This window comes from Enterococcus dongliensis, assembly GCF_031927985.1.
GTDB lineage: Bacteria > Bacillota > Bacilli > Lactobacillales > Enterococcaceae > Enterococcus_A > Enterococcus_A dongliensis.
The window spans coordinates 192,961-219,763 of sequence record NZ_JARPZC010000004.1 but is presented as its reverse complement, the minus strand read 5'-3'; the positions used below and the strand labels follow the sequence as shown (position 1 = coordinate 219,763).

Here is a 26,803-nt window from a genome sequence, read left to right as displayed (position 1 = left end):
CATCGTCATTCCTCCTGCTATCTTTTTCTATTATTCTACCTTATTTGATAGTAGATTTAAAACTTTGCAACAGAACCCTTTTGATGAAAACCTTTTTGAATAACTGCATTAGTATTTCTCAAAATTGTGGAATCTACCTCTGTTTCCCCAGTAGGATAAAGCCTAGAAAGACTTAAGTAAATTGTAGGTATTGGAACTCTTGAAGAATCTGTGATGCCTAATTTGCTCTTTACCTCTTCAACTACACTTTTTACAGTGTCATTACTATCTAGTTTAGGGTAGGTTCGTGGCAGGGCACGTACGCCGCGATTTGAATCAGAATCATTTCTAAATCCGATTCTTTTAGCAAAAACAAACTCGTCAGAAGTTTCGTACTCACAAATAAGCCTGTATTTTTTCAGGGGCTCATCTGAGTTTATTGTAAAGTAGTCATCAAACTCAGGCTGAAACGGTTTTTTGTCGAGTCTTTTCTTATTAGTACCAGTTGTAGAAGCAATTAGAGAAAGCAAGCTAGATTTTCCCACACCGTTATGCCCGGATAGTACAGTTATCCTACTGCCGATATCAAAACGTAAATCAGTCAAATTTCTAAAATCATCGATAGAAACTTTCTTCAATTTGATTTTCATGTTAATTACTCCTCATTTCTATCAAAATTATTCCCCAAGCCGGAATCGATCCGGCGCCGCTAGACGGGGAGATAAAAGCCCGAAGGCTAATTTTTTTGTTTGATTATTCCAAACCTTGTTCTTTCAGCCATTGCGATTGAATCTCTCCTGAAGTTGGTTCACGTCCATTTTGAGCTTGAAAATCAGAGCGATACTGATCTAACTGCGCAGCTGCATCATTTTGTTGTTGCTGTTGATTGTATTGGTCCCAATACTGTTGCTGAGCTTCTGCTTCTCGACGGCGATTATCTTCACGTGCTGCCGGATCATTGAAAGGGGATCGATCATCAAATCCATTCCCATCGACATCTATAAAGTTAGGATCTGGATTTGTTGTTTGTGGTTGATTTTGTATTGATTGCTGTTGTTCTTGCTGTGCGGCAACCTGTTGTTTGATCTCGTTCAATTTCCCTGTAACTGCCTCAAGTCTTTTTTGCAGTTCATTATTACCACCTGGTATCGTTTCGACCGATTTTTTTGCTACTTCAACAGTTTCGTCAGTCGGATTTGCTTCGGCATTTTTCATAGCTGTATCGGCTTCGAGAACTTTCTTAGAGATTTCTTCTTGTTTTTTCTTTTCTGCTTCCTCAGCGCGTTTGTTGGCTTTAGCAGCTTCTTTTTTCTTCAATTCATCTGTCGAACTTGTTTTTGTTTCTTGCTTAGAAGTAGTATCAGTTGATTCAGCCTTTTTGCTATTTGAGCAAGCGGATAAGAGTAAAGCAGAGCATACCAACAAAGCAATACTAAGTTTTTTCATCTTTTTCCTCCTAATTTTCCTAATGCTAATAGTTTTCAACTCCCATTTAATGGCAGGTAGCATTAGTCGCCAGTAAAATAAAATCGTCAGAGTTTTCCAGTGCTGTATTACTTCTTAATTCCATATTTCGAAAAAGCGAGCTGCATTTCGCCAGAAGTAAGACTTTGTGTGCTTCTTAACGCTTCTTCCTCAGACATCCCATTTTGCACTTTCCAAGCAGTTGGAGACATACCATACTTATTTACAAAGTCTGTAAGTGACAAGCTGTCTGCATCTTGTTGAGCACTAGAACCCTGTGCGTCAGCAGTTGGTCCAGGAGCTTGTGGAACATATATTGGCTCGCTTCCGTTAGCAAAAGCAGTAGCTTCTTGTTCAGTAGCACCTTTTTCAATCGCTTCTTGATATCTTGCGTCTCTTATATTTGCATTATGATCTCCATAACCCTGTCTTTGGGAAACTGACGATTGAGTGCTGGTATTATTATCCGAACTATCATTATTTTGTTCAGTATATGGGCTGGTTGATTCTGTCGAGCTAGTAAAATTGGTAGGAGTAAGTTTCAAATCGGCAGAATCAGCGTATTTTTGAACTAAGTTTTGAGATAAATCTCCGTTAAATTGCATAAGAATTAATTTCTCTTCATTTGCTGCAGTATAAGAAAAGGCCATTGCTGATTCCTTACCTAAATCATCATAATAGTCTTTTGTTTTACTGAGGTCTTTTTCTTTTTCAAACAGAAAAATTCTGGCGTTCATGTACTCACCTGAGTCATCTTTTTGAATACCAAAAATCTTGGCTTCTTTAGCAGACATAGGTGCCATACCAAAATCTTCTTTTGTCATGGATTTAACCTCATTGACTGTTAATCCATCTTTTTTGAAATTATTAATGATTGATTCTAAGTCAACTGATGCCTCTTTTTGACTTGAAATGTTTGTTTGTAGTTTTGTTCTTGTTGAATCAGTCTTCTTATCATTCGAACTTGCTGAAAATAACAGGACAGAGCATACTAACAAGGCACCAATAATCTTTTTCAAAAAATAACCCTCTTTCATAAAAAAATTCTTGTTTAAAATATTGTATCATGATTAACTAGTAACTGGTAAATACAATATAAATTAATATCAAATCACTTACTAACTAATGGTTGCAGCCAAGCATGATTGAGGGTCATGTGGGTTCAAATCCCATTCGTCGCATACAAGATGCACCAATTTTTGGTGTCTTCTTTTTTTTGCAAAAAAACATGATTGAAGACGATTGCAAAATCGTTCTTGTCAAATCAGGCGCTCGTCTATTTCGAACACAAGAGTTGCTTGTTATTTAGTCATCGGCTAGAATGAAGCTAGTAAAATGTGAATGTGCATATTTTGGAGGAATCAACAGTGGCAGCGATTGGTGAAGTCTTAAAAGAGTTCAGAAAAGAACACGGTATGACACAAAAAGATCTTTCTCGAGGAATCTGTTCTCAAAGTGTCTTGAGCCGAATCGAAAATAATGAAGAGATTCCCAATATCATTGTGATCCAACAGCTTTGTCATCGATTAGGGATCACAATCGACCAATTGATGCTTGATTTTTTGCCAGAAGAGTTGTTCTTACGAAAATATTTCAATAAAATGTTTATGTATTTAAGAGTCGGAAAGTATCTAGAAATCCGAACGACATTAGAGTATTTGGATGAACGTCAGATCACTCACCTTGACAAAGATCGGCAACTTGCTTGTTTTTTCAAAGCTGTTTGTGCTTATTTTATTGATGAGGATCCTAAAAAGTCGTTGAATTACACAATCCAAGGACTTTCAATTTGTGTGTCCAAAAAGTATAATGGTTATTTTGATAGCCGGATCTTACTCTTGAGTTTTGCTGGTAAAATGTATGCCGTATTAGGCGATGTAAATAAAGCCAAAAGTTATTACAGCCAAAGTTTTGAGTTGTTCCAAACGATGATGGCAGATTATTCAGAGCGCAGTGAATTGAGTAATCTTTTTGTGAATTATGGAACTTTTTTATTCAAACAAGAGCGTTTTGATTTAGCCGAAAAAGTTGTTGATATGGGACTGAAGTGGAACCGCCAGCAATGTAGTTACTATAAGTTAAAAGAACTGTTAGAATTAAAGATTCTAATGTTGGAAAGTCGGGATGAGCTTTATTCAGTAATCAGCTATCGGAAGATCTTACGTGCTTTAGAAAAATTAAAAGATTTATAGAATGGTCTACACCATTCTTGACTTACAATTCATTCAGGAGTAACGTTAAGGTACAAAGAAAAAAGGAGAACTCACAATGAAAACATTTATTTATGCTGACAAATTCTTTTTAAACTCTGGTGTTAAAAACGCAGGTTATTTAGATGTCACTGATGGCATTTTTGGAACATATACGAAAGAAAGACCGGTTGATGCAGAGATTATTGATCACAGTGGAAAATGGATTGCTCCTGGATTAGTTGATACCCATATTCATGGGTACAAAAATCACGATGTTATGGATAATGACGCAGAAGGCATCAAAGCAATGTCAGAAGGGCTTTTATCTTGTGGCGTGACAAGCTTCTTACCTACAACTTTAACCTCTTCTAAAGAACGTTTAAAAGATGTAGCGGCAACCATCGGAAAAGTTTATCAAGAAGTTGACGGAGCAAAAATCCAAGGAATTTATTTTGAAGGTCCTTTCTTTACCGAAGAACATAAAGGCGCTCAAAATCCTAGCTATTTTGGCGATCCCGACTTAGATACATTCCATGAATGGCAAGAGGCTTCTGGGGGATTGATTAAGAAAATTGCCTTAGCTCCTGAACGCAAAGGCGTCAAAGAATTTGTTAAAACAATAACTGACGAAGGTGTCGTTGTTTCATTGGGGCATTCAAATGCTACTTTGGAAGAAGCACAGACAGCGGTGGAAGCTGGTGCAAGTGTTTTTGTTCATGCTTATAACGGTATGCGCGGATTAAATCATCGTGAACCAGGGATGGTTGGGGCATTACTGACTTTACAACATGTTTTTTCTGAATTGATTTGTGATGGACATCATGTGCATCCTCAAGCAGCTGAAGTATTGATGGAAAAAGCAGGCCACGATCATGTTGCTTTGATTACTGACTGCATGATGGCTGGCGGCATGCCTGATGGAAACTATAATTTAGGTGAATTTCCAGTAGTCGTGAAAGAAGGAACTGCTCGGCTTGAATCAGGCAATTTAGCTGGAAGTATCTTGAAGTTAAAAGAAGCAATCAAAAATGTGGTTGAATGGGATATTGCAACACCAGAACAAGCGATCATGATGGCTTCATACGTACCAGCTGTCAGCTGTAAGATTGACGATGTATGTGGATCAATCACTGAAGGGCGTGCGGCAGACTTTATCGTTTTGGAATCGAATATGGATCTAGTAGCGACATATTTAGATGGTGTCCAACGGTATCACGCTTAATAAAGAATAATTTAGACTCGGTCTTTTTTGACCGAGTTTTTTTGTGTTTCTTGAATGGAAATATATGGCAAAGATTGCTGTTCATCCAATTTATTATCCATAGCAGTTATTAAAAATTTAAAGTAGTTCTAAGATCTACCGTTGGTTTTTTTAATTACTATGGTAAACTAAAAAATAAAGTCGCTCTCTTGGCTATTGTTGACGGAGGAGGAGCAAAATATGTCATATATTGATGTAATCGATGAAAGCAAATATTATCAGATGGGTGAGACCATCATTAAGGCAAATGAAAAAATAAATTTTTCAATTGAAAAAGGAGAAGTCGCCGTAATCTTGGGTCCTAGCGGTGCTGGAAAATCTACTGTATTGAATATTTTGGGCGGAATGGACAATTGTAACGAAGGAAAAGTGGTCGTAGATGGAACGGATATCGCTACTTTTAGCGATAAAGAGTTGACTACATATCGGCGAAATGACGTTGGTTTTGTTTTTCAATTTTATAATCTAGTACCTAATCTAACGGCAAAAGAAAATGTCGAGTTGGCATCACAAATTGTTGCCGATGCACTAGATCCAAAAACCGTTTTGCAATCGGTTGGCTTAGGAGAGAGAATGGATAACTTTCCTGCGCAACTATCCGGCGGAGAACAACAGCGAGTAACCATCGCTCGGGCGTTAGCCAAACAACCGAAATTATTGTTATGTGATGAGCCAACAGGTGCTTTGGATTTTGAAACCGGAAAACAAATTTTAAAGATATTGCAAGACACAGCACGTAAAAATGGGACAACGGTTGTAATCATTACTCATAATTCAGCGATTGCACCGATGGCGGATCGTGTGATTCGAATCAATGATGCCAAGGTACGTAGCGAAGAGCTCAATGATGCACCGCAGGCAATCGATGATATTCAATGGTAAGAAACTAACGTGAAGAGTTTTTATTAGGATCAAGTATTTATTGAGACAAAAATGTTGGTAGAAAATCATCATAGATTTCCTACCAACACAAAAGCTTCTATCTTTTAGAATAATTGTCATTTCATGGTCAATCTTATTTTTGAGATTGATCTTTTATTTGCTTTCGGACGCTATAAAGCATCTTGTTCAATTCTGCTTCTTTTTTTCGTAACTCAACTAAATCTTCTTTGATTTGTTTTTCTTTTTCGTCTGTTTGTGGAGAAATGACTCCATTCAAAGAAATACCAATAATGGTTCCTATAAAAGTATCTAATACGCGATTTAAGGCATATAAAAACGACTCGCCTTGTGGAATACTCAAAGCAATCAATAACATCGTGGCGATGGCTGAAATGATTCCTGAATTGTTGTTCAGTCCGTCTGAAAGAACAATGACCAAAATGACAAAAAGCGGGAGCACAAGCAATTCAACAAAGAAATCATTTTTAAAAAAGGCTTGGATATAATAAAAAATCAAAGCAAGTAATCCACCTAGTGAATTCCCTAAAACACGCGATCGACCAAAAGAGATACTGGTATTCAAATCTTGTCGCAAGGAAAAAACAGCGGCTAATGCGGCAATCAGAGGAGATCCGCGATCGGTTACATGAAATAGCAAGATACATAGCAAGACAGCTAATGCAGTTTTCAGCGTTCGCATACCTAAACGAAAACGACCAATTTGCAATAAAATCTCCTCCTTTTTTTCTTTATATATAATAGTTTAACTAAAAAATGACAAAAAAACAAAAGACCTCACTCGTTGGAGGCCTTTTGGGAGGAATTATTTTTCTGATTGCCATTTTTGCTGCATGTGATCTAAAATTTCGATAACGTCTTTAGTGAAGAACAAGGACTTATTCGGGATTTCACCTTTGACCATCTGTACCATGTTTTCAATTTCGTAATTTATCGCATTGCTAGTGAAACCAGATTCGATTGATTCTTTTGTCCCATCATTGAAAATTAATTCTGCCTTATCTGCTCGAGGATAGTCATCAATCGTTAAGTAGCCATTTTCAAAAGCTACAATCCCTTTTTTAGGCATTTTTGCTTGAAAAGTCAAACTGACTGTTGCCAGCTCATTTTTTTGGTTTCTAAGAATCGTTATAGACTGCTCATCTACACCGGTAGAAAATGGCACCATAGTAGAGGCGATCACTTCAGGTTGTTCTGTTAAGAACCAACGTGCAAAAGAAACTGCATAAGTCCCGATATCCAGCAAAGCTCCGCCAGCTAATTCAGGATTAAAGAAACGATTTGTTGGATCAGGATCTTTGTAACTACCAAACGGCGCTTGGATCATTTTTAATTTTCCTAGTCGACCACTGGCAATTAAGTCATGCAACTCTTGATATAGCGGCATATTAAATATCGTCATCGCCTCTGCTAAAATCAACTGTTTTTGTTGAGCCAATTCAATTACTGATTGCAATTCAGCAAAATCCATCGTAATAGCTTTTTCACACAAGACGTGTTTGCCAGCTTCTAAAGCTTGTTTGATATGTTGATAGTGTTGGCGATTTGGGACAGCGATATAAATAATAGAAATGTCTTCATCTGCCAGTAATTCCTCATAGCTACCATATGCTTTTGGCAAATGAAACTGTTTGGCAAATGTTTCAGCTTTTTCCAATGTTCGGGAAGCACAAGCTGTGAGTTTACTTGTCGTTTGGTCAAAACTTTCTGCAAAATCATGTGCGATGTTTCCAAGTCCGATGATGCCCCATTGTAAGTCAGTCATAATCTTCCTCCTAAATGTACTTAAATCATGAGTGATGTTTCAAAATTTTGAAAAAATAGCTGCTTTTCTTCAAAGTATAGCAGTAAATATTAAAAAATTTCAATCCATTTGCTAAAGAGGTGTATTTTATCCAAAAATTCAGTAGAATAGAAAAGGAGGGGTTAACGTGAATCAAATTTATTTAGATTTAGTGATGAGTGCAATTTTTGAACAATTTCATACAGAACAGGATTTTTACCTAGATTATTTGGGAGTTAGTGACGTTCAGTGGCAGCAATGGAAAGCAGGCCAAAACAATCTATCGCCAGAAGCAAATCAAAAAATTAAAAACTTATTCAGCGATTACGAATGGATGTTGAGCCAAAAAGTCATTCGACAAACCTTTTTGTTTCCTGAAAAAAGACCAACAGCTGTTGCTGAATATCGCGAGATGAAGACGATTATTGCGCAAAAATGGATTGCTAGCGGATTAGCACAAGTTGAGATGATCCCTTTTAAAAATAAAAATGAAGAAGAAAATCAAGACTTCATTGATTTACGTGTAACGATCGATTACGACAATTGGGGCTATAGTGATATACTAAGCTTTCGTTTACCAGCGCATATCCAAAATCAGATTGCAAGTGCCCATACAAAAACAGCATTGCTTGATTGGGTAAATGAAAATCTGACAGAGACTTATACGTTGTTAGACGACTAATGAAAGGATTTTTTAATTGAAAAAAATAGTAGGATTACTTTCAGTCATCATTATGTTTGGAATGACTGCCTATTCGCTTTTTTATAGTACGCCTGCAGAATCAGATACTAAAAAAGCTACAACGACGACTTACTCATTTGAAAAGAAGAAAACAACGAAAAAGAAAAATGCTGTACAAAAAGCATTGCCTGATGCCGACGCAAAGGATTGGAATCTGGTGTTAGTCGGTCCTAAAAATAAAATTGAAGAAGAAGTTTCTGAAGACAAACTGACTACATTATCAGACAACAGTCATCAAGTAGATAGTCGAATCGCAAAGGACTATGAAGCTTTTTCTGATGCGGCCACCAAAGCTGGTTTTCCTTTAGTAATTATTTCGGCTTTTCGCTCAGTAGAATCTCAAAAAGAAGTTTTTGATACAAATGTAAATAGTTTAATTAGTGGAAATGGTCTATCAGAAGAAGAGGCTATCGCAAAGACTAAAGAAACTATCACAGAGCCGGGCTATAGTGAACATCACACGGGGCTTGCCGTGGATGTTGTTGATCAAGATTGGTATGATTCTTATTCAACGCAAGTATTGGATGCTTCTTATAGTGATCAGCCTGGAGCAAAATGGATTGCTGAAAATGCTGCGAAATACGGATTTATCATTCGCTATCCTAAAGACCGTCAAGATATTACAGGAATCACTTACGAACCGTGGCATATTCGTTATGTTGGTAAAGAAAATGCTGAATATATCACCAAACACAATCTGACACTAGAAGAATTTTTAAAACAGTTATCAGCCAAGTAAGGAGGCACTATGCCTAAAAAGAACGTTCAAAAACGAAAGTCCAAAGCTTCGATCCCGCTGATTTTTGCAGGGATCTTAGTGATTGGGTTGGCTTTCGTTTTTTCTTTACAGTCAATTACCCATTTTTGGAATGACGGTAATCAAAATGAAGAAGCACCTACTCATCAATCGTTTATCGATCGGCTAGCTCCTCATGCAAAAGAATTGCAGCAAGGCTATGGAATTTTACCAAGTATTATCTTAGGGCAAGCTATTTTAGAATCTAATTGGGGCCAGTCGCAATTAGCTAGTCAGTACAACAATCTTTTTGGGATAAAAGCCTCTGGTAATCAACCAAAAGTCAGCCTTGAAACAAAAGAATATGTCAATGAACAGTGGATCACGATCCAAGGAGAGTTCAAAGTCTATCAATCATGGGAAGAATCTTTAGACGATCATACGATGTTATTTGTAAATGGAACTAATTGGGACCCGCAACTTTATGCGAATGTCTTGACGGCTACTGATTATAAAGCAGCCGCACAAGCTCTACAGACATCAGGATATGCAACGGATCCAGATTATGCAAATAAAATTATCAGTGTGATTGAAACATATAATTTGGGTCAATACGATCATCCATAGTAGAATTGAAAAAAGGGAGATGGGCTTATGTCAGATAATAACGTACCTGAAATAATGACTGAACTGCGGCAAGACATTGTTCGAGTTCCAAAAGTAATCTCTGAGGCTTCAGGCATTGTAATTTTTGGAAAGCGAATCCGTTCGATTATTTTTACGACAGATATTGCGATCATCCGAAATACCGATGCCGATGCAGTGATTGCGGTGTATCCATTCACACCACATCCAGCGATCACTAAAAGTATTATCGAAGCAGCAGATATTCCAGTATTCTCAGGAGTGGCAGGTGGATTGACTCATGGCGCTCGTTCGGCATATATGGGAATGTTTGCAGAATCTCAAGGGAGTCTTGGCGTTGTTGTCAATGGTCCGACACCAGTGGATACGATTCGTGCTATTTATGATGTCGTAGATGTTCCCGTGATTGCAACAGTCACCTCAAAATATTCTAAGATTAAAGAGAAACTTGAAGCAGGCGTTGATATTATCAATATCAGTGCTGGGAAAGATACGGTAGAAGCAGTCAGTCATTTTCGTCAAAAGTATCCCAAGTTGCCAATCATTGCAACAGGTGGTCCTGATGAATCAACAATTGAAGCAACGATTGAAGCAGGTGCCAATGCCATTACGTACACGCCACCATCTAATGGTGTATTGTTTAGTAAGAAAATGGAAAAATACCGTAAAATGGAATATGATGAGAACCATCAATAAAAAATGACCGAAGTCAGATAAATGATTTCGGTCATTTTTAGTGCAAAGATTTAGCTGCAATTAAGATTAATATGGGAAATCCACTTTGGACGATATGAATATAAAAACCGAATGGTCTCTCGTGATTATGTTGAAAAAAATTATCAAAAAATGGGGGAACAATCACTTTACTTAATCGAAGGTAAAAAAAGCGCGAAAAAATTTCGCGCTTTATGCAAACATATGTTGGAAGGTTGGTAATAACTGCTCAAAAGAAGTCAGTTCGATGTCATGTATAGGAGCAGTTTCTTTAGGGAGTTCACGTTTTCTGTGGTTTAACCAAAGAGCTTGCCAACCGGCCCGTTTTGAACCAATAACATCGTTGATGAAGTTATCACCGACGTACAAAGAATGTTCAGGATTCAAAGAAAATTGTTGTTTTCCTAGCTCAAAAATTTCAACATCTGGTTTTTCATAACCCGTAGCTTGTGAAATAATGATATTGTCTTCATCAATCCAATTCAATAAACCTAACTGTAGTATTTTTTTATATTGATGATCTGTGGGCCCATTAGTAATGATACTTACGGGAATATTTTTTTCTTTTAGGAAATCTAAGGACTTTTCAATCTCCTGATGCATAGTAATCGCGGCAAGTTCTTCTTCATAGATTTCTTGGAAATGCAGAGCTTCTTGAGAAGTAATAAGAGGATAGTTCCGATCTTTCAAAGACTGACGAATGCGGTGAGAACGCATATATTCTAATGACCATTCTTGTGTGATGACTTTATTAAAGTTTGCATCACTGTGAACTCGAAAGCGAGTATAAAGAGGCAGCATATCCTCCTCAGTTACTAAAGGAAATAATTTTTGGACCGCTTTGTGAAACGGTTCTTGTTGATCGTAGATAGTATCATCGATATCAAATACGACAGTTTCAATCAAAATCGACACGCCTTTCGTTTTCAGCAAATTTTCAATTAATTACAGTAGCCATTTTAGTATAAAAAATTACCTAAAAAAAGTATCAATCGTTGATTTATAAAGGTTTTTACTACTAAAAAAGACAAACCGCAGTCTATCAATTTTCAGTATCTGTGACTGAAAAAAAGATTTCTTTTTAAAATTTAATCTATTATAGTTAGTAGAGATGGGTGGGAAATCTATGCGAAGAAAAAAGAGACAAGTAACAGATCTAACTGCAATCAAAGATTTTGTGGAAGAAACTCAAGTAGTAAGGATTGCTCTAAATGGTGAAGAATATCCTTATGTGGTCCCAGTAAATTTTGGGTATGAATGGAACAAAGAACAGCTGATTCTTTTTATCCATGGCGCAAATGAAGGGAAAAAAATTTCTATGATTAAAAATGCTCCTAAAGTGGCCGTGGAAATGGATGGAAAACATCTATTGATTCAAGGGTCGATGAATGCATCGACTTATTCTTATGCTTATCAAAGTTTGATTGGTTTTGGCCAAGCAGAATTTTTGGCAGACTTAGATGCAAAAAGGGAGGCGTTGCATCGTTTGATGGATCATGCCGCAAAAAATAAACCTTTCGATGAGATACCTGTGAAGATGTTGCAAAAAACAGAAATTATTAAGATTACACTCGCGTCATACACTATGAAAGAAAATATTCATCCTGATGAGAAATAAAACGTCTCAAAACCGTTTTAAGCGGTTTTGAGACGTTTTATTTATTAATTTTTTTTAAGCGATATTCTTGAAAATAGCTAACTTTTCCACGACTCTGGATGCTGGCGAAAATACCCATCACAACAGCACCGATTGTATTTGTTAATAGATCTCCCATCGTATCCATCAATGCGGCTCGACCAATCAAAAGTTTTCCGGTAGAAGTTGCATAGCGTTGCAAGTTCATATCCGCGACTGAGTCACAGAGCATTTCCCAAAACTCCCAAAAAACACCGCACACACCTGCAAAAGCAAAACCAAATAATAAAAACAACCAAGGCGATGTTTGACTGATATCTGCTTTTTTCATAAAGAAACCGATCAATCCATAACCTAAAGCGGTTAAGACCATAGGGCTAACCGTGTGCAGTACCTTGTCCCAAAAAGAGATGATTGAAATCATGTGTAGAGAAGTTCCTAAAAAGACTGAGATAACAAGGAAAAACCAATAAAAATAAATGATTTTCTCTGGTAAAACAAGTCTAAATAGTTTTGTAATAATTTCTGGCAAGAAAATCAGAGCAATACCTGCTAAACATTCGATGATGAAAATAATCCCTTGTTTTGTCGAATATTTGCTTATAGCAAATTCATAGATATTGTAGCTAAGACACAGAACGCCAAAAATCAATAAAGCGATTCGATATTTTTTATAAGTCATAAAAATTCCTACCTTCTAAAAAAGCGGTGATTTTTTCCAACAAAGCATCTTCAGTAGCAACAATTGCCCCATTCAATTTAACTAAGCCGACTGTATAAAGATTCAAATAATGAAATTGATTCTCTGCAGGAGTTTTTAAAGCAGCTAATTTTTTTTGGTTATCTGCTCCTTGCTGACGAGAATCAGTGTATAACGCAAGGATTGGGATTCCTTTGGCATATGCTACGCCGATCTCAGAAGCGACACCAGCATCGATGGTCAGTCCATCCAGCAAAGCAATCATTAAATCACTTTTTATCACTTCCTCTGTATCGGCAAGAGCAATCATCTTACTATCGGCATAAGCTGATTTGTCATTGATTCCATCATTTTCTTGAGGTAAGTAGACGGTAAGATCAGCAGGTAGTTCACGGATTTTTTTTACTAGATGTTGGTTGTAAAATAAATCGCTTTGAGCAAATAATGGTGCAGCAAAATAAATATGTTTAGAAGTAGTCACTAAAATAAGCCTCCATATCTGGGATTGTTGTTTCTAATAATTCAATTGCTTTTTTATCTGCCTCTAGCCGTTCGATTCGGGCAAGGTAGGCAGCACGTCGATAATTCATCAGCATGCAAGTCAGCGTTTGGATATTCAATTGGATACGTTCACCTTGCGGCTGATCGGAAATAGTCAATTTTCCTGCTTTATCCCAGCTAAGTGCGAAGATTCCATTGTTCCATTCTGCGATAGGATCATCTACGACAAAATAAAACGGTTCAACCGGTTTTTCAAAAGGATAATTTAACAAAAATTCTTTAACATCTACGATTCGTGCCATAAAAAATGGAGCGATTGTTTCAGTAATCTCACTATCATCTAGTAAAAAAGACAAGAGCTCGTTTTTATAAATATCTCCTTTGACCCAATAGATCATCGAAAAATGTGCGCTGATAAAATTCCATAGCCCATTGCGAGCCTCTTGGTTCAAATAAAACATTTCTTTAATATGAAAGACTTCATCTGAGATCCAATAAAATAAAACGCCAGTTGCTTTTTTGTTTGCATCATAATAAATTGCGGCAATCCGTTCTTCTTCATTTTCAAATCGCCAGTATTCTTCCCAGTTCAATTTTTTTCGGATCATCGCTCCATGATTATTTAAGGCAAATTCATGATATACTTGGTAAACATCCGGATCATCGACTTCTTTGCGTTCAACAATCCCAGGTACTTCGATTTGCTTAGGCAGTTGGGTATCTTTGATTTTGAAGCTGAGTTTATCGGACATAATTTCCCAGCCTTTACGGCGATAATAGGGGATATTATAAGGATATAGGTAAGAAATCCATTGCTTGTCTGCACGCATCTGATTCAAAGCTGTTTCGATCAAGTCTCGCATCAAACCATGATTGGCATATTCAGGATAGGTGCCGACTCCGGTAACTCCCCCCATTTTAAAGAGTTTTCCGTGAATATTTACTTCACAAGGATAGATCGCGATTTGGGAAATCAAATGATCCTGATGGAACCAGCCAAACACTTTTGATTGTTCTAACACGGGCTTTTTCGCCCGAACCATTTCTCGTTTATTCTCATATCCACTATTTTCAATATCGCTTTCAGTTACTTGAAAAACATAGCTGAGCAGTTCGTCATATTGCGCTAGATGTTCCTCACCAACAGGCTTTAAGACGAGCTGTTTCCTAAAGTCATTATCCATTCGTTCATCTCCTAATTCATACTAAAGGAATCATTTTTTAACAAAATGAATTCGGATTGTTGCTACATATATTTTTACGAAAGACTAAAAAGATTAGGGAACTTATTTATAGTGTACAACTTTTTTACAAAAAGTGTGAACCATCGTATCCATCGAATTTCGCAAAATACAATTAACTTTCTAAGTATAGCAAAACCAAGATAATATTTCTCTTACCGACTTTGAGAAAAAGGGGAAAAGACTTTTTTTCTATTAGAAACGTTGGTATAATTGACAGTGCTGATTAAAAGAAATGAGGAACTTTAATGAATATAGAAGAAATGAAGAAACGCCAAAAAATGATTCGAAATTTTTCGATCATCGCGCATATTGATCATGGGAAGTCAACACTAGCTGACCGAATCTTAGAACAAACCAATACCGTAAGTTCCCGAGAAATGCAAGAACAATTGCTAGATTCAATGGATTTAGAACGCGAACGCGGAATCACGATCAAATTAAATGCAGTAGAACTGCACTATACCGCCAATGATGGTCAAAATTATATTTTTCATTTGATCGACACACCGGGACATGTCGACTTTACTTATGAAGTTTCCCGCAGTCTAGCTGCTTGTGAGGGAGCAGTATTAGTTGTTGATGCAGCACAAGGAATCGAAGCACAAACATTAGCTAATGTTTATTTGGCTTTAGATAATGATTTAGAGATTTTGCCAGTCATCAATAAAATTGATTTGCCCGCAGCTGATCCAGAACGGGTGCGTAAAGAAATCGAAGACGTAATCGGGATCGATGCAGAAGATGCTGTTTTAGCAAGTGCTAAAACAGGAATTGGAATCAGTGAAATCTTGGAACAAATCGTAACAAATGTACCAGCACCAAGCGGCGATCTGGAAGCACCGCTAAAAGCCTTGATTTTTGATTCGATTTACGACAGTTATCGCGGAGTCGTTTTAAACGTTCGGATTACAGATGGGATCGTCCGTCCAGGCGATAAAATTCAATTAATGAGCAATGGCAAAACATTCGATGTGACCGAAGTAGGTGTTTTCTCTCCTAAGACAGTCCAACGGGATTATTTGATGGTAGGAGATGTAGGTTATATTACTGCTAGCATCAAATCTGTTCAAGATACTCGTGTAGGGGATACAGTCACCCTTGCTGACAATCCTGCAGAAGAAGCCTTAGACGGTTATCGTAAAATGAACCCGATGGTCTTTTGTGGATTGTATCCAATCGATACTTCTCGTTACAATGATTTACGAGAAGCACTAGAAAAATTACAATTAAACGATGCAGCTCTACAGTTTGAACCTGAGACTTCTCAAGCACTTGGCTTTGGTTTCCGTTGTGGTTTCTTAGGTTTGTTGCACATGGATGTCGTACAAGAACGCTTAGAACGTGAATTCAACTTGGAACTGATCACAACAGCGCCATCAGTTATTTACCATGTAAACTTAACCGATGGAGCGCAACTAATCGTAGATAATCCTTCTGATTTTCCTGACCCATCAAAAATTCAAAACGTGGAGGAACCTTTTGTAAAAGCTAATATCATGGTACCAAATGAATATGTGGGTGCTGTGATGGAGCTTTCTCAACGCAAACGTGGAGAATTTATTACCATGGATTATTTAGATGAGTATCGAGTAAATGTTATTTACCATATCCCATTGTCAGAAATCGTCTTTGACTTTTTTGATAAGTTGAAATCAAGTACAAAAGGATATGCATCCTTGGATTATGAAATGGCCGATTATCGCGAAAGTCGCTTAGTGAAGATGGATATCTTATTAAATGCTGAAAAAGTCGATGCACTAAGCTTCATCGTTCACCGCGAATTTGCCCAAGAACGTGGTCGTGCAATCGTTGATAAATTAAAAACATTGATTCCACGTCAACAATTTGAAGTACCCATTCAAGCAACTATCGGTACAAAAATCGTCGCACGAACAGACATCAAAGCCTTACGCAAAAATGTTTTGGCCAAATGTTACGGTGGAGATATTTCTCGGAAACGTAAATTATTAGAAAAACAAAAAGAAGGTAAAAAACGGATGAAACAAATCGGTTCCGTCGAAGTACCACAAGAAGCATTCATGGCCGTGCTGAAAATGGACGAGGACGAACCTAAGAAAAAATAAGAGTTTTTTGAGAATAAAAGTAAATAGTTTATGAATTTTCAAAAGTTTAACCTGATTGTCGCCCAAATTTTTAAATGGGCGACAATTTTTTTAATTCAATAAGATTTCTTTTTTGTGCAAGGTGACGTTTACTATCAACTTTTGCTATTTCTACGATGTAATGTTATTTATTGCAATTTTTCTAACATGCCCATTCACAATCGTTTCTTCATATACATAATTAGCCAAAAAACAAAGCGTATGTTTGTTTTTTGGCTAAAAAGAAAAGCCCGAAGGCTGATCTTATAGTGGAATTATTTATATTCTACATTATCGCCTGCGATTTCGTAATGAGTAAAAGAGTTAGAAGTTGTGAATGAAACTTTTGTTTAGTGTTTATATCACAATTGCTTAAATTAACAATGTATTGATCCAAAACTACTCCCAATAATATTCACACTCTCTTGATTTAATTAAGCTCACACTTGATAGCAGGTAGAAATCTATAAAAATTTTTCTACAATAGCAATAATTTCTGGAGAGTAATTATAAATATCAATAGGGTTAGACAGATCGATAATTGTTTTATCTTCATCATTCAACTCTATTTTCATCCCATTTGATTTAAATTTAACTCTCAAAATCCATTTTCTAATATTGTCATCTAGTAAGATATTAAAGTAGCTGCGATTATCTCGATAGAACAGACGGTCTAAAGGTATAGTATCTTTCAGAATCACTTTACAAATAGTATAAGATTCGAGTTCTTCCGGAGTTGTGACAATTTCTGGCTCATCAGGGTCAGTAGTATCAGATGCGGAAATAGGTTCGTTATCCTCAATTGATACGGATGATTTCAGTGCTGCACTTAGTTTGTCATTAACTTTTTCAGAAATAAATTGATTTAAGCCTTTTTTAATTATTGGTTTAAACTTATCAGTTATTTGTTTTGTTTTCATTCCATCATAGATTTCTCCTAGGATGAACTTAACAAATTCATCACTTGGATTATCTATTTCTGAAGAAAGATAGTCTTTCAATCTACTTAAGTATTTTAACTCGGCAGCAGAGCTTGTAATTTTGTCTACATCAAAATTTTCCTTGTGGAATTTTGCTAATTCAGGAAATTGAGTATCTTTGATTTTAGTAATATCCACAGTTAAAAAAGGTGCTAGATCCATTTTGTTTGGTTCATCAAGGTCTGTAAAAAATTTATATTCTTGCCCATTTGTTAAAATTCCAAATTTAGATTCTGTAGTACCAAAATACCTAAATAATTGTGAATCATGTTTCGTCAAAACCTCATTAATTGATTTTGCTTCAATTAAAATAGTAGGTTTACTTTCAAGGACAATTGCATAGTCAACTTTTTCTCCTTTTTTTATCCCTACGTCAGCAGTAAATTCAGGAACAAACTCAGTAGGATTAAATAAATCGTATCCGAGAGTAGCAAAAAACGGCATAATTAAGGAAGTTTTTGTAGCTTCTTCAGTTCCAATACTATCTTTTAATTCCTCAACTCGTTTTCCCAATTGTTTGAGCGATTCTTTGAATGTATCCATTTCCATAATATAAAAACTCCAATCATTTTAATTTATACGAATCATCCATGAATACCAATATTTTTAACCTGTTAATTGTTATCTAGACAATTCATATATTTAAATAAAACGAGCAACATGCTCGGGCAATCCGTAGTGACTCAATAGATCATAAATACAAACGCTTTCATAATTGCGCTCATCAAGGTAGCTTTCTTTATCAGTATTTTAGCAGCCTACTCACAGATAAGAAGATTATATCAAATAAAAATAGTTCAAAACATTTTCAAAAGAGCTATAATCAGCATTTTTTCATTTTGAATCTCCCCATTTTTAAGACAATTATACCATTAAAAGATATCAAGAATGTGCAAAATAAGTGATGGAAGCAGCTTATTTTATCTTACAACTAGTAAAGGAAGAAAAAATAAATAAAACACATATTAAAATTTGAAAAACTGCTGTTATTAATAAGAACTTAGACGGCAACAATCAAAAATTTATATCAAAGCGGTAAGAAGATAGGCGATACCCTGAGTAGGATCTGGCAAAATTAAAGCAAGAATTGAATAGTCTCTAAAATGGAACTAGTTGCTAATTTAGCCAATTAAGGAGAACTCAAATGGATAAACTTGAAGAAATCATCAATCATTCTGTAAAGTACAAGTTAAACATCCATGCCTAAGAAAACTTCATATAAGCTTAGGCATTAATTCGTTTATCGATTCCGCGCTATTAATATGCAAAGCAGTATCTCTGCAAGTTAAGGTGCTCAGCGGAGAATATTAAATGAATTTTAAAAGAGATGTAAGTGAATGAAATACAAAGTAACACACAAATTCCATGATGGAACCATTAGAACGATGAATGGAAGTTTTATAGGTATAAAAAATACGATAAATACTGTAACGAATGTATGAGTTTCTTATTTTTGTTTGATTTAGGATCAAAAAGTCTCATTCATAGGAGAAAAGATGATGATTTTTTGATAGCCTTTACATCTATAATAAGTTCATAAGAATAAAGGAGTGATTATTATGAAAAACAAAATTATCGGCGCAATGTTACTTTCGACAGTTTTGCTTAGTAGCTTTGCTGTAACTCCAGCACTTGCGGTAGGAACAGCAACTTCAAAAGGAGATATTACTTTTACAGAACCAACTGGACCTGTTGATCCAGTTAAACCAACAGATCCAACAAAACCAGTTGAACCGGCTGATCCAGCAAATCCAGGAACTGGTCAATCTGGACCATTGTCACTAGATGTTGTCCCTACTCTACCATTTGGGACGCATGAAATTGGAAACGGAACACAAACTTATACGGTTGATGGAAGTAAAAATGCTACACCATATTTGCAAGTTTCTGACCGTCGTGGAGTAGGTACAGACGGTCAAGCTCAAGGTTGGAATGTGACGGTTAAAGTATCTGATTTTAAAAAAGACAATCAAATATTAGAAGGTGCCGAATTGAATTTTGGTGCATCTGAAATTAAAACCGTACCAGAAAATACCTCAGCTAAGCCAGCAAGCGCAGAAATAGAAAACTTGTCTATGGCTAGCGGAGCAACATCGATTTTCTCTGCGGATAAAGATCAAGGGTTAGGAACTTGGTTATCGGTTTATGATCCTGCGAATATCTCTTTGACTGTTCCTGAGGCTGCTGTTGGAACATTTACTGCTGACTTAACTTGGGATCTGACTGCTGGACCAGATGGGACACCAACACCATAGAGAAATGATTTAAAAATTATGGAGAGCAGGAGTGTTCTTGCTCTCTTTTTGAAAGGATAGTGATCAATAGTGAATCAAAGGAAGCGATTGTTCATAGCTTTAATTGCTTTTTTAGGTATTTTATTTGTATTCCCAACTTCCAGTCATGCCGCTGATACTCCAGGAGATTTTGGTGTGAAGCCAGTTTTTCCTGAGAATCAATTAGATAAAGCAATCGGTTATTTTGATTTATTAGTGACGCCTAAGCAAGAGCAAACTATCGAAGTCACTCTTACGAATGCGGCAGATAAAGAACGAATTTTTGAAGTATCCGTCAATCCAGCTGTAACTAGTGATGGAGGGACGATTGATTACGGGCAAGAAAAACCACGCTTAGATAAAACTTTGCCTTTTGATATACGAAAAGCGATTACGCTTGATCAGACAGAATACACAGTTGCCGCAAAATCAGAAATAACGATTCCAATCACACTAGCAATTCCTGCTGAGCCATTTGTTGGTCGTGTACTTGGCGGAATTCACGTGGTTCCTAAAGAAGAGGAAGAAAAAAATCTGCTAAAGAAACAGGCGTACAAATAAAAAATCGAATTGCCTATAATCTCGCAATTGTTTTACAAGAAAATCAGGAACCAGTAAATCCAGATTTAAAACTTTTATCAGGAGATCTAGTCGCTGTAAATGCTAGTCCGACAGTTCAATTATTTTTTCAAAATCCACAACCAACAATTATCAGCAATTTGATTTTCACCAGTAAAATCTATTATGAAGATCAACTATATATTGAGAATACCTCTAATAAATTTCTAGTCGCACCAAACTCAAATTTCCATTTGAATCTTGATTTAGCTGGGGAACGAGCAAAGCCAGGGAATTATCGTGCTGATATTGTGGCAAAGTCTGGTGAGGAACATGAATGGCATTTCACACAAAACTTTACGATTAAAAAAGAAGAAGCTCAAAAAGTCAATAATAATTCTGTTTTTGCAGTGGAAGAAAAGAGCTTCCCTTGGATTTATATTATTTTAGGTGTGATTGCTGTCCTGTTACTGATTGTTTTGCTCGTTTTCTTAAAGCGCCGTAAAAAAGAAGAACCGAAGTAAAATGAGGTGATTTGATTGAAAAAAATATTGTTAAAAGGAGGATTAGTCGTTTGCCTACTGTTTGCAGGTTGGCAGCCGGTGTATGCTAGTGAAAGTGTAGACAGCACGACAACGATCACCTTTTACGACCCTAGTCCGGTCCCAAAACCAAATCCGCCTACAAGTGATATGAGTATGGGAGCGACGAAAAATCAACTTCAAGCAACTGCTAATAGCAATAAAATGTTCCCTCAAACCAATGATAAACCGATGAACTATTTGCTTTCACTGATTGGTGGCGAATTGATTTTCTGAGGTTTGATCATTGTTTGGAAAAGAAAGAAGGAGGAAGAAGACGATGAACAAAAAAATACATCCAGCTAGTCTTCTTCATATAGTTCTTTTGTTAGTCATTGTTGGAATGGGGACTTTTGGATTAGCTAAACAAGTAGATGCTGTTGGTGCAACACCGCCAGTGATTGCGTATGATCCAGATACTTATGAAAATATCACTCCCGCTAGAGATAACGGCTCTATTAAGGGTGGAAAGATTGAACAACTTACCGGAGCTAATCAGTTACCTAAATTGAATGTTACGTATAAAAATGATGGTTCAAATGATCCTTGGAAGGGTGGAACAATTGATTTTCATTGGGAAAGTCATGTAAAGTTAACTAGTAATCCGGTATTTGATGCTCTAGATATCACAGCACAAGGCTTTGCCTTTGTCGCAATTATCAATCTACCAAAACAAGTAACAAGTGCTGAAGTATTAAGATCAATTGATTGGAATACTGCTTCTTTAAATATTAGCGGCTCTAATATAAAATTGGATTCGGGTTCGTTAACATCAGCTGGGAATCATACCCTCCGTTTTGGTCTGGGTTCTTGGGAACATTCTGGTATGCTGGGTATGCTCAATACTGTACTAGGAATTATTACACAACCAGGGTTTAATACAGGTGATATCCCGATTAAATTTAATATTACGATTGATGTTGCTAAAATGACAGCAGATGGGGATCGATTTGATACTAGTCCAGGAAAAATTTTGACAACTGGGAAACTTCAGCCAGCGATTAGTAAGAAAGTTGATTTTTCGGTGGATTTTTATGATTCAAATAATGTTGTTCAAGATTCTTATCAAATATGGCCAATCTGGTATGCTGGCGGACGTTTCTACCCTAAGCTAACAAATGGGAAATTAAATCCAACGGCTTATGCCAAAACATCTTCTACAACAATCAATTCTTGGAACAGTTACGTCTCACCTTGGGATACGACGAGTAAGTACAACAGTATCAATGATTCAACCGAATATGTCGATGGCAACAATAAAAATCTTCCTGGGACGACGAATAATCGAACCTTAACGATGAATCTATCAGAAGGAAGTTTTACGCAGTTGCCTGTAAATCGATTTGATCGGGTGGTCAATTATTTCACTGGAAAAAATGAAACAGCCGGTTCAACTTTAACCCACACGCCAATCAAAACGAGCGGGTTAAATCAACAGATGCCAATTGTCTATAGTGGGAACGATTCTGGTGGAACAGCTTTGTCACCAGTCACCATGAATGTACTTGAAAAATATGTTGTAGATGGAACGATCACACCGACTAAATTAAACAACTCGGATAGTCAATGGGGGAAACCGTTGCCAAGTAAGAGTTATCCGGTGGAGGCTACTTGGAAAGCAAATGCTTTGACAACCGGATCAATCCATTATCGTTTGTATAAAAAAGCAACCCAACAATTAGTTGGTACGTATGAAGACAGGCTGTTTCAATCAATCACAGCAAATAACGGAAGTACGAATACTGCTGTGACAACATTGCCCGTACTTCCATCTGGTCAATATTATTTTGATATCAAATTAGTTGATGATGTGCTTTCAAAGGCATATCCAGAGCTTGCGTACAAGTGGCAGTCTGAGCAAACGGGAGTGACTAGTTTAAAAGAAATAACGGTTGCAAACTTTCCAAATATTTCACAGACGAGCAATTTGAAAAATCTTAGCCGTACACCAGAGACAGGCGAGCCATTGACTGCTTTAGCAGGTGATAGTATTCAAGAAACAAGTACATTTACTCTTGATAAAATTGGCGATTCTTTAGCAGATATGAAAGTAAACGTTGCGCTGCCGGGAAATGTGACCTATGAAAAAGGCAGTCTAACATTGAATGGAACGGTAATTCCAGATGAGAGCCTTCAAACTGGAATCAGTATACCGGCACAATTTCTAGCAAAAGTTGGGGATAAACTAACGGTCACCTATAAATATAAGATAAATGTGATTGATACATCAGTAAATGATGTTCAATTACCAACAAAACCTGATATGTTGTCAGGAAATATCGTGTTAACTGACAACACCAAGCTGCCGATTGCTAAAGTGAGCACAACAGCTCATCTGATCAATATACCTAAACAAGAGTTATCATTGATCGATGTACCGGATGATTTTACTTTTGGCAATAATCTTCCAGTCCCGACTCAAGCGATGAGTTATAAAGCAAAGGGAGATTTTTCATTTGATGTAAAAGATACACGGTTGCCGAGTACTGATGCTGCGTGGCAACTGACAGGACGACTGTCAACTACTTTCAAAACTGCAGCAGGAAAAGAATTAAATGGGGCGAGTGTCTATTTCAATCACGGTGGGGAAAAACTTCCTATCACAGAAACTAATGCATTGATCTATCAAAATGATGGGACGAAAAAAGGGGATATTCCTGTTGACTTTCCTGATAGTGATGGGCTACTGTTAGAAGTAAATGGTAGCACGTATACTCAGGCAGACCAAACTTACCAGGGAGTTATTACTTGGGAATTATCAACAGGCCCAGTGAAGTAAAAAAGTAGGTAAGGATTACTTTCTATGCGTACTTCGACCCAAAAAGTCTATTTTTGAGTTGAAGTTCTTTTTCTTTTCCAATTGTCAGAAAATTCATTGAAATCGCTGACAAATTAGAAAGGATTTTCTGAGGACGTTTGCCAATATCGGCTACTGAAATGAACTGATATTAGGAGGAGAGCAAACTTGGAATTATTCAGTTTACTTGAGAAGAATGAGCAACGTCAAATCAGAATTTTTCAACTTTTGTTGGAACAAAGCGAGCTTTCTATAAATGAGGCCCTTGTTCAGCTATCAGTCGATCGGGCGACGTTTAAAGAGGATCTTTCCTTATTAAAATTAAACTTAGTAAAATTCACTGATCAGTTAGTTCTTGATACCGAAAATGGGAAAATATTTCTGCAACGATTAGGTAATCTGTCAATGACGGATGTGTATTATTCGTATTTAAAGGATGCTGTCAAATATCAAATTTTGATGCATCTTTTAGCGTATGGCACTCTCGAACGGCAAAAATTGTTAGATTCATTAGGCCTTAGTCCTGCTACATTTACTCGACGAATCAGAGAGCTGAATACTTTATTAGCTGAATTTCATTTACAAATAAAAAATGGAAAATTACTTGGTTCAGAGAGTCAAATCCGCTATTTCTATTTTCAATTACTGTGGTTTGGCCGTCCCTACCTAGTGAATCTTAATGAGTTCAATGATCCGACTAGTGATATCTTGTTGGGATTGATGAAAAAAGAATTTGATTTTCCATTTACTGAAGATGGGCAAATAAAATTTAAATTATGGCTGTCTATCACAAAGAAACGGTTACGTGTATTAAAAAGAATTACACCAGATTATACGAATCTGCCCAACAGTTTTTTTGAAAGTAATACTTTTTTATTATCGTTACAAAAAATTTTAGCCCGTTTTTTTATTCAACATGCGTTTATTTGGAACCAAAATGAAACATTGATTTTTTATCTTTTTATGATCTGTAATTTTACATTGGATATTCAAAATAATCATGTTGATAAACTGTTGCATGAAAAACTAAGAGATGATCGGGTCGTTCATTTAAATCAAGCATTTAAATCTATCTTGGATGAAACCTTTTATCTGTATTCTTTTTCAGAACGTTTTGCTGAAGAAATCTCTCTGACCTTGATCCAAAATCATAGCCGTCTGATTTATTTTCGGGGATGGGTCAATATTTTTGGTCATCAAGGATTAAACAAACGTGTTGAAAAAATTCAAGATAAAAGATTACTGAATTTGTGCGAGACATTGACGACACGTTCACTTGATATTTTGAACCAGTCAGAATTTGATAATCAAAATAGTCGTTTTGAATTATTTGTGCGCTATGCGTCGATCTTACAACGAATTTTCAAAGAAGTGGAACCTTGTTTAAATGTCGCGTGCGATTTTCCATATGAACGAGTCATGGCAGATATAGTGATTGATATCATTAGAGAACAAGTGTCCACGACATTTAAAATTAATCTAACTAAATACGATAAGAATAAGCAATACGACGTTATTTTGGCAAGCCAGCTCAAAGAATATCCGCGGCAAGAGAATGCACGGGTATTTGTAATGTTGAGCAATGAATACGACTTTGATTTCCCCTATTTAAATGAAGTGTTGCGAGAAAGTTATTTGCAGAAAAATAATTTGAGGATGAGACTATGAAAATCGTGATTATTGGGGCATCTCATGGAGGTATCGCGGCTGCGAAGAGTTTATGCAGTTTAGCAAATGACAATGAGATTTTTTTGATCGATAGAAAACCAATGCATGCGTTAGGTTATATTTCTAGTGGGATCAATCTGCATTTTCAAGAGATTATCCACGAGCTGACAGAAGTGACGACGGATGTACAGCCTTTAATTGATCTAGGTGTGAAATTAATGACCGAGTATGAGGTGACGGATATCGATCCAACGAACCATCAGCTGATTTTAAAAAAAGAGCAAGAAGAAATTTTATTCTATGATAAATTGATTCTTGCTATGGGTTCTTCTCCGACCAATATCAAGATATTGATCGATGCAGAAAATGCCTTTACGTATAAAGGCTTGGAAGAATCTCAACGAGTGTTGGATTCACTTGAAAAAGCGCAAGAAGTTGCGATCTTTGGTGCGGGGTATATTGGGCTGGAATTAGCCAATGTCTTGGCTAAAACTGGACGAAAAGTTCATTTAGTGGATAATATGCCGATGATTCTTTCTCGCTACTTTGATACGAATATGATTGAAGAAGTCCAACAAGCTTTAGCAACTCAAGGAATTTATTTTTATCCGAATGAATTTTTGATTGATTATCAGAAAAACAATAATCAGGTAGAAAAAATTTGTTTGCTGTCTAAAACAATCACTGCGGACACAGTGATCTTCCCCTCACAGGCACAACCAAATACAGAATTTTTGCGAGATAAAGTTGCGTTAAATGACGATGATACAGTCGTTGTTGATGATTATTTACAAACAAGTGAGCCAGATATTTATGCAATTGGTGATATTGTCCCAATTTCTTATTCGGAAACAATGCATGTATTTATGCCGCTAGTCACACGTGCAGTGCATATGGCTCGTGCAGCTGCTCTGACATTGATCGGTCATCCGACTTCTTTTGATCGAAAGAACAAAGTGAGCGCAACTAAAATTATGGACTATTTTTTGGGGTCGGTAGGAGTGACTGAAGAAGAAGCACCGTTTCTAGACATGAATGTCCAATCAGTCCAAGCAAAAATATGTTTGACACCAACTTATGTAGCACAACAAAAAACGGCAAAAGTGAAACTGATTTATCAAAAAGACACCTTAGAAATCATTGGGGCACAGTTGGTCAGTAAGGAATATTTATTACAAGATCTAAATCTACTGAGTGTGTTGATACATGATAAAAAGACAATCACGGAACTGGCAGTCGAAAATTTTTGTTTTGTCCCGCAATTTACTCCGCATTTTCACTATTTGAATGAGTTAGCTCTTCAAGTTTTACAAGAAGACAACCGTTGTTAATGAAATTGGCGGCAAT

General features: G+C 36.5%; 24 protein-coding genes and 1 pseudogene. 15 read left to right on the top strand and 10 right to left on the bottom strand.

What is annotated here, in order from left to right; all coding sequences use genetic code 11:
* Positions 1-56 precede the first annotated feature (56 nt).
* The 3 genes from P7D84_RS05270 to P7D84_RS13820 form a co-directional block, all read right to left on the bottom strand.
* The gene (locus P7D84_RS05270) at positions 57-629 is read right to left on the bottom strand and encodes an AAA family ATPase (RefSeq protein WP_311805380.1); all 573 of its coding nucleotides are present in this window, start codon (positions 627-629) and stop codon (positions 57-59) included.
* Between the two features lie 103 nt (positions 630-732).
* A complete protein-coding gene (locus tag P7D84_RS05265; protein WP_311805379.1) occupies positions 733-1,425 on the bottom strand; it encodes a hypothetical protein in 693 nt (230 codons plus the stop codon).
* A 107-nt stretch (positions 1,426-1,532) separates the two neighbouring features.
* Positions 1,533-2,462: a hypothetical protein gene (locus P7D84_RS13820; protein ID WP_376716913.1), complete on the bottom strand. Its 930-nt coding sequence runs from the start codon at positions 2,460-2,462 to the stop codon at positions 1,533-1,535.
* A gap of 396 nt (positions 2,463-2,858) precedes the next feature.
* Between P7D84_RS13820 and P7D84_RS05255 the strand changes: the two genes are divergently transcribed.
* From P7D84_RS05255 to P7D84_RS05245, 3 genes are all read left to right on the top strand, one after another.
* A complete protein-coding gene (locus P7D84_RS05255) occupies positions 2,859-3,635 on the top strand; it encodes a helix-turn-helix domain-containing protein (RefSeq protein ID WP_446493933.1) in 777 nt (258 codons plus the stop codon).
* Between the two features lie 76 nt (positions 3,636-3,711).
* Positions 3,712-4,857, top strand: a complete 1,146-nt coding sequence (gene nagA, locus P7D84_RS05250) for an N-acetylglucosamine-6-phosphate deacetylase (protein ID WP_137603238.1) — start codon at positions 3,712-3,714, stop codon at positions 4,855-4,857.
* 219 nt (positions 4,858-5,076) lie between these two features.
* Positions 5,077-5,778: an ABC transporter ATP-binding protein gene (locus tag P7D84_RS05245; RefSeq protein ID WP_137603237.1), complete on the top strand. Its 702-nt coding sequence runs from the start codon at positions 5,077-5,079 to the stop codon at positions 5,776-5,778.
* Between the two features lie 133 nt (positions 5,779-5,911).
* On the opposite strand, the gene P7D84_RS05240 is transcribed toward P7D84_RS05245, so the two are convergent.
* Both P7D84_RS05240 and P7D84_RS05235 read right to left on the bottom strand, forming a co-directional pair.
* Positions 5,912-6,505, bottom strand: a complete 594-nt coding sequence (locus P7D84_RS05240; RefSeq protein WP_137603236.1) for an FUSC family protein — start codon at positions 6,503-6,505, stop codon at positions 5,912-5,914.
* Between the two features lie 96 nt (positions 6,506-6,601).
* Entirely contained in the window at positions 6,602-7,561 is a 960-nt protein-coding gene (locus tag P7D84_RS05235) for a Gfo/Idh/MocA family protein (protein ID WP_311805376.1), read from the bottom strand.
* Between the two features lie 166 nt (positions 7,562-7,727).
* Between P7D84_RS05235 and P7D84_RS05230 the strand changes: the two genes are divergently transcribed.
* From P7D84_RS05230 to P7D84_RS05215, 4 genes are read left to right on the top strand one after another with little or no spacing between them, the layout of a single operon-like run.
* Entirely contained in the window at positions 7,728-8,261 is a 534-nt protein-coding gene (locus P7D84_RS05230) for a hypothetical protein (protein ID WP_137603234.1), read from the top strand.
* A gap of 16 nt (positions 8,262-8,277) precedes the next feature.
* Positions 8,278-9,060: a M15 family metallopeptidase gene (locus tag P7D84_RS05225; protein ID WP_137603233.1), complete on the top strand. Its 783-nt coding sequence runs from the start codon at positions 8,278-8,280 to the stop codon at positions 9,058-9,060.
* A gap of 9 nt (positions 9,061-9,069) precedes the next feature.
* Complete coding sequence (locus P7D84_RS05220) at positions 9,070-9,684, top strand: glycoside hydrolase family 73 protein (RefSeq protein ID WP_311805375.1); 615 nt, start codon at positions 9,070-9,072, stop codon at positions 9,682-9,684.
* Between the two features lie 27 nt (positions 9,685-9,711).
* The gene (locus tag P7D84_RS05215; protein WP_137603231.1) at positions 9,712-10,398 is read left to right on the top strand and encodes a beta/alpha barrel domain-containing protein; all 687 of its coding nucleotides are present in this window, start codon (positions 9,712-9,714) and stop codon (positions 10,396-10,398) included.
* Positions 10,399-10,608: 210 nt separating this feature from the next.
* Here P7D84_RS05215 and P7D84_RS05210 read toward each other — a convergent pair whose 3' ends face one another.
* Positions 10,609-11,322 carry an HAD family hydrolase gene (locus tag P7D84_RS05210; RefSeq protein ID WP_311805374.1) on the bottom strand — a complete coding sequence of 238 codons (714 nt, stop codon included), beginning with the start codon at positions 11,320-11,322 and terminating at the stop codon, positions 10,609-10,611.
* Between the two features lie 220 nt (positions 11,323-11,542).
* Between P7D84_RS05210 and P7D84_RS05205 the strand changes: the two genes are divergently transcribed.
* Entirely contained in the window at positions 11,543-12,034 is a 492-nt protein-coding gene (locus tag P7D84_RS05205; RefSeq protein WP_311805373.1) for a pyridoxamine 5'-phosphate oxidase family protein, read from the top strand.
* A 37-nt stretch (positions 12,035-12,071) separates the two neighbouring features.
* Here the strand turns inward: P7D84_RS05205 and P7D84_RS05200 are convergent, their stop codons facing one another.
* From P7D84_RS05200 to P7D84_RS05190, 3 genes are read right to left on the bottom strand one after another with little or no spacing between them, the layout of a single operon-like run.
* Positions 12,072-12,734: a DUF2238 domain-containing protein gene (locus P7D84_RS05200; protein WP_311805372.1), complete on the bottom strand. Its 663-nt coding sequence runs from the start codon at positions 12,732-12,734 to the stop codon at positions 12,072-12,074.
* Complete coding sequence (locus P7D84_RS05195) at positions 12,724-13,233, bottom strand: nucleoside 2-deoxyribosyltransferase (RefSeq protein WP_137603227.1); 510 nt, start codon at positions 13,231-13,233, stop codon at positions 12,724-12,726. Before P7D84_RS05195 ends, P7D84_RS05200 begins: the two co-directional genes overlap by 11 nt.
* Entirely contained in the window at positions 13,220-14,437 is a 1,218-nt protein-coding gene (locus P7D84_RS05190; RefSeq protein ID WP_311805370.1) for a GNAT family N-acetyltransferase, read from the bottom strand. The genes P7D84_RS05195 and P7D84_RS05190 overlap by 14 nt, the downstream gene beginning before the upstream one ends.
* A 305-nt stretch (positions 14,438-14,742) precedes the next feature.
* Between P7D84_RS05190 and lepA the strand changes: the two genes are divergently transcribed.
* On the top strand, positions 14,743-16,581 hold the full coding sequence (gene lepA / locus P7D84_RS05185) for a translation elongation factor 4 (RefSeq protein WP_137603225.1): 1,839 nt from the start codon (positions 14,743-14,745) through the stop codon (positions 16,579-16,581).
* Positions 16,582-17,063: 482 nt separating this feature from the next.
* Here the strand turns inward: lepA and P7D84_RS05180 are convergent, their stop codons facing one another.
* Positions 17,064-18,128, bottom strand: a complete 1,065-nt coding sequence (locus P7D84_RS05180) for a type I restriction endonuclease (protein ID WP_311805368.1) — start codon at positions 18,126-18,128, stop codon at positions 17,064-17,066.
* Positions 18,129-19,138: 1,010 nt separating this feature from the next.
* Here P7D84_RS05180 and P7D84_RS05175 point away from each other — a divergent pair.
* From P7D84_RS05175 to P7D84_RS05150, 6 genes and pseudogenes are all read left to right on the top strand, one after another.
* A complete protein-coding gene (locus tag P7D84_RS05175) occupies positions 19,139-19,834 on the top strand; it encodes a WxL domain-containing protein (RefSeq protein WP_311805366.1) in 696 nt (231 codons plus the stop codon).
* Positions 19,835-19,903: 69 nt separating this feature from the next.
* A pseudogene (locus P7D84_RS05170) lies at positions 19,904-20,934 on the top strand (WxLIP family cell surface protein).
* Between the two features lie 15 nt (positions 20,935-20,949).
* Positions 20,950-21,228, top strand: a complete 279-nt coding sequence (locus P7D84_RS05165; RefSeq protein WP_311805364.1) for an EF2685/EF0750 family sortase-dependent surface protein — start codon at positions 20,950-20,952, stop codon at positions 21,226-21,228.
* Positions 21,229-21,334: 106 nt separating this feature from the next.
* Complete coding sequence (locus P7D84_RS05160; protein ID WP_311805385.1) at positions 21,335-23,770, top strand: WxL domain-containing protein; 2,436 nt, start codon at positions 21,335-21,337, stop codon at positions 23,768-23,770.
* Between the two features lie 186 nt (positions 23,771-23,956).
* Entirely contained in the window at positions 23,957-25,456 is a 1,500-nt protein-coding gene (locus P7D84_RS05155; protein WP_311805362.1) for an AcpB/EbpR/MafR family transcriptional regulator, read from the top strand.
* Positions 25,453-26,787: an FAD-dependent oxidoreductase gene (locus P7D84_RS05150; protein WP_311805360.1), complete on the top strand. Its 1,335-nt coding sequence runs from the start codon at positions 25,453-25,455 to the stop codon at positions 26,785-26,787. Before P7D84_RS05155 ends, P7D84_RS05150 begins: the two co-directional genes overlap by 4 nt.
* Positions 26,788-26,803 lie beyond the last annotated feature (16 nt).